Origin of the sequence: Buchnera aphidicola str. Ak (Acyrthosiphon kondoi) (genome assembly GCF_000225445.1) — a bacterium.
GTDB lineage: Bacteria > Pseudomonadota > Gammaproteobacteria > Enterobacterales > Enterobacteriaceae > Buchnera > Buchnera aphidicola_A.
This window is the reverse complement of the sequence record NC_017258.1, coordinates 1-3,645: the sequence shown is the minus strand read 5'-3', so window position 1 is coordinate 3,645 and position 3,645 is coordinate 1. Positions and strand designations below refer to the sequence as shown.

Annotated in this window: 3 protein-coding genes; all 3 read right to left on the bottom strand. The window is 25.8% G+C overall.

Annotated features, from left to right (window positions below; translation table 11 throughout):
* Positions 1 to 652: 652 nt before the first annotated feature.
* Genes BAKON_RS03150 through BAKON_RS03140 form a run of 3 tightly spaced genes read right to left on the bottom strand, consistent with a single transcriptional unit; the run spans position 653 to position 3,645 of the window.
* Complete coding sequence (locus BAKON_RS03150) at positions 653 to 1,444, bottom strand: hypothetical protein (protein ID WP_014499740.1); 792 nt, start codon at positions 1,442 to 1,444, stop codon at positions 653 to 655.
* Between the two features lie 39 nt (positions 1,445 to 1,483).
* On the bottom strand, positions 1,484 to 2,077 hold the full coding sequence (locus BAKON_RS03145) for a glutamine amidotransferase-related protein (protein WP_014499739.1): 594 nt from the start codon (positions 2,075 to 2,077) through the stop codon (positions 1,484 to 1,486).
* A 2-nt stretch (positions 2,078 to 2,079) separates the two neighbouring features.
* Positions 2,080 to 3,645, bottom strand: a complete 1,566-nt coding sequence (locus BAKON_RS03140; RefSeq protein ID WP_014499738.1) for an anthranilate synthase component 1 — start codon at positions 3,643 to 3,645, stop codon at positions 2,080 to 2,082.

Genomic DNA, 3,645 nt, shown 5'->3' with positions numbered 1-3,645 from the left:
TAATTTACATCTCTTTTTAATCAAAAAAATTTGATTTAATTTTTTTATAATAACTAATTTATTAAATTAAAGCAACATTATGATTTTTTTATTTTTTTTTAGAAAAAAGTGTATATATATTTAAGTATATAATGAATATGTTAAATAAAATGATACTAATACGTACTATAAAATAAAGAAATAATAACAATTAAAAACTTTATATATATATACATATATTTGTTTTTTCTTTTTAAAGGATAGGGAGGTCTAAAATTGAATTAATTACTTGTTTTTTAATGTTTTTTTTCTTTTTTTCTGTGCAACATTCCCATATACTAAAAAATATTTAAATACATGTATACAAAACTTATCCCCAGACTTATGAACATGTTATTAACATGCATTAAAAAAAATTTTTTTAAAAAAAAAGTCATAAAAAACATAGTCTTATGTTATTTTTATTATTAAAAATTTAAAAAATTTGCAAATTTTTCAATAAACTTATACACAGAAATTGTGGATAACTTTTTTTGCTAAAAAGTTTATTTATTTATTTTTTTTGTGTTATGAAAAATAGTTTGTTTTATAAAATTTTTATGGGGGAATATTTTATATTTTATATCTATAATTTTTTTTCCTATTTTTATTTCTTGTTTTTCATAGTTATTAATTATTTTTTTTTTATAAGTAATTGGAGTGTGTTTTTCATAGCTCGTATATTTTCGGACATACGTTCACTTAAGTCTCGGGGGCTGTAATTTAAAAAACTAAGAAGAGAGGGTGTGTAAGGTGATTTTTGATGGGCTTGAATCCAATAATGACTCATTCTTTTATACATATATCTAGCTAATGGTGAATGAATTTTCATACATATTGTATAATTGTATGGTTTAAAGGAATAATTTAGAAGTGACTCGTTAACTAATGGATTGAATTGAACATAACATTTAAAGTTATTTATATCTTTTTTTATAATTCCTATTAATGGAAAAAAACTACTACTAATCAATTTTTTTTTATCTTCTGTCATATATTCAAGTGTAGATCCTCTACAGACTTCGATAGATTCTTTTATTTCATTTAAATTATATCCATGACCAGTTTTAATAAGTTCCTTTTGCAGTTCATATAAAGTAAAAATTACACCAGCTTTTCCTTCAATAATTTTACCCTTGCCATGTACTGCGATTTTTCTTAATGCATCTTCAACAATTTCTTCTCTTGCACCAGGATATATTAACACTGTCTTAAAATTTTTTTTTTCAATAATTGCAGGTTTTATTTTTATTAAAAATTTTTTCCCGCGTATGTTTGATTTTCTTATTATTATAGCGTTAGATGCATCATTGAGTATTTTTTTTTGATTCCAGACATATTTAGGCATTGAATCATAAATTTCTATAGTATAGGAACACTCTGTTTTTTTAAAAATAGATATAGGAATTTCGTCAAAAAATGACATATATGATATATCTAGTAAAAAATTTTTTTTTCATTATTTCTATTTTGTAATATATTTTAAAGAAGCCCAATTGATGATTTTTTCTAATATTTCATCTCCGCAAGTTGTTAAAATAGATTCAGGATGAAATTGAAAACCACACACGCGATCTAAGTTATTTCTTACAGACATAATCATTTCTTGAAAATAAGAGTTTATAATAAAATTTTTTGGAATTTTATTACAGATTAGGGAATGATATCGAGCAACAGGTAATGGTTGGGGTATATCTCTAAACATCTCTAAACCATCATGGTTGATTAATGATGCCTTCCCATGGAATATTTCACCTGCATAGCCAATGATGCCACCATAGGCTTCTACTATTGCTTGATGACCTAAACAAATTCCTATTATAGGAATTTGACCCTTAACTTTTTTTATTAATTCTAACATACATCCTGCATTTTTAGGTAAACTGGGCCCTGGTGATAACATTAAAATAGGATTAGTTAATTGTTTAAGTGCATTTAAAATAATATCAATATCTACTGTATTACGATAAATTAAAACATTATTTTTTTGATTTCTCAATTGTTCAACAAGATTGTAGGTAAATGAGTCTATGTTATCTAAAAGTAAAATATTTGCCATTTTTAAAGAGATCCTGTTATAAAATGTGCTTTCTTTATAGCATTTATTACAGCTTTTGCTTTATTCAAACTCTCTTTAACTTCATCTTGGGGGATTGAATTGAAAACAACACCAGCACCTGCCTGAATTGTTGCAATATCTTTTTCAACATAAGCTGAACGTATTGTTATACAAGTATCTAAATTTCCTAAATCAGTAAAATATCCTATAGCGCCACCATAGCTGCCTCTACCTTCTTTTTCACATTCCGCGATTAATTGCATTGCTCGTACCTTAGGTGCCCCTGTTAATGTGCCCATATTCATACAGGATGAATATGCATGAAGAGCATCTAATCCCTTTTTTAATTTTCCAACTACTTTAGATACTAAGTGCATCACGTGTGAATATTTATCAACCTTAACTAAATCTGAAACATATCTAGATCCTGGTTCACAAATACGAGCAAGATCGTTTCGTGCTAGGTCTACAAGCATTAGATGTTCAGCAAGTTCTTTATGATTAGTTCTCATTTCAAGTTCTATTCTACTATCTAAATCTAAATCCAGAGTACCATCCCTTTTTCTTCCTCTAGGTCTAGTACCAGCTATAGGATAAAGTTCTATTTGTCTTGTGTTTTCGTCATATTTTAAAGAGCTTTCTGGAGATGCACCAAATAATATAAAGTTTTCATCTTGCATGAAAAACATATAGGGGCTAGGATTATTTTTTTTTAGTTCTTGATAAGCTGCTAATGAATTATTGCAAGGTAAGAAAAATTTTCTAGATGGTACAACTTGAAAAATTTCACCTTTTTGAATAAGTTTTTGTAGTTTTTTTATTATAGACGAATATTCAAAATCGCTCATATTTGAAGTTAATACAGTTTTTAAATTTACTTTGTTTTTAGGGATTGAATCTAATTTTTCTTTGAGTTTTTTTTGTATTTCTTTAGTTCTTTCTATAATCCGTTTTTTTTCATTTAAATTTTTACTAAATAAACTGCTTTGAATTAAGCATGTTTTTTTTTGATGGTCTAAAACCAGTAATGTTTCTGCTAAATAAAAACAAAAATCTGGACATTTTTGTTTTTTCTTTACATTTGGTAGAAATTCGAAATTTGAAATAAGATCATAAGAAAATAACCCACCAAAAAACATTGCTTTACTTATTTTTTTCGTGTTTTTAAAAATTTTCATAATAAATCTAAATGAATCAAAAACTGATAATGAAAAAATTTTTTCATCCTCATCAATATTTTTTTCTATAGGGGGGAAAATTAAATTAACACTTTTATTTTTTTCAAATATTTTTATTTTTTCGTGAAAATTTTTTTTTAATGCAGATAGTATTTTCATTCCATTATCAGATAGAGCCGTTATTTTGACAGAATTTTTTATAGCGGAAACACGTAGGGCGCTATCAATAATCATTATGCTTTCTAAATCATTTTTTTTATTAACTTCTGCTGTTTCAAGTAATAAAGTTGATGATCTTGATCCACAAAGATGATTGAAAATTTTTGTAGGATCGGAGTGATAACTAGCCTTTTTTTGAATTATTTCAATTTCATATGGGCTTTTTTCCAT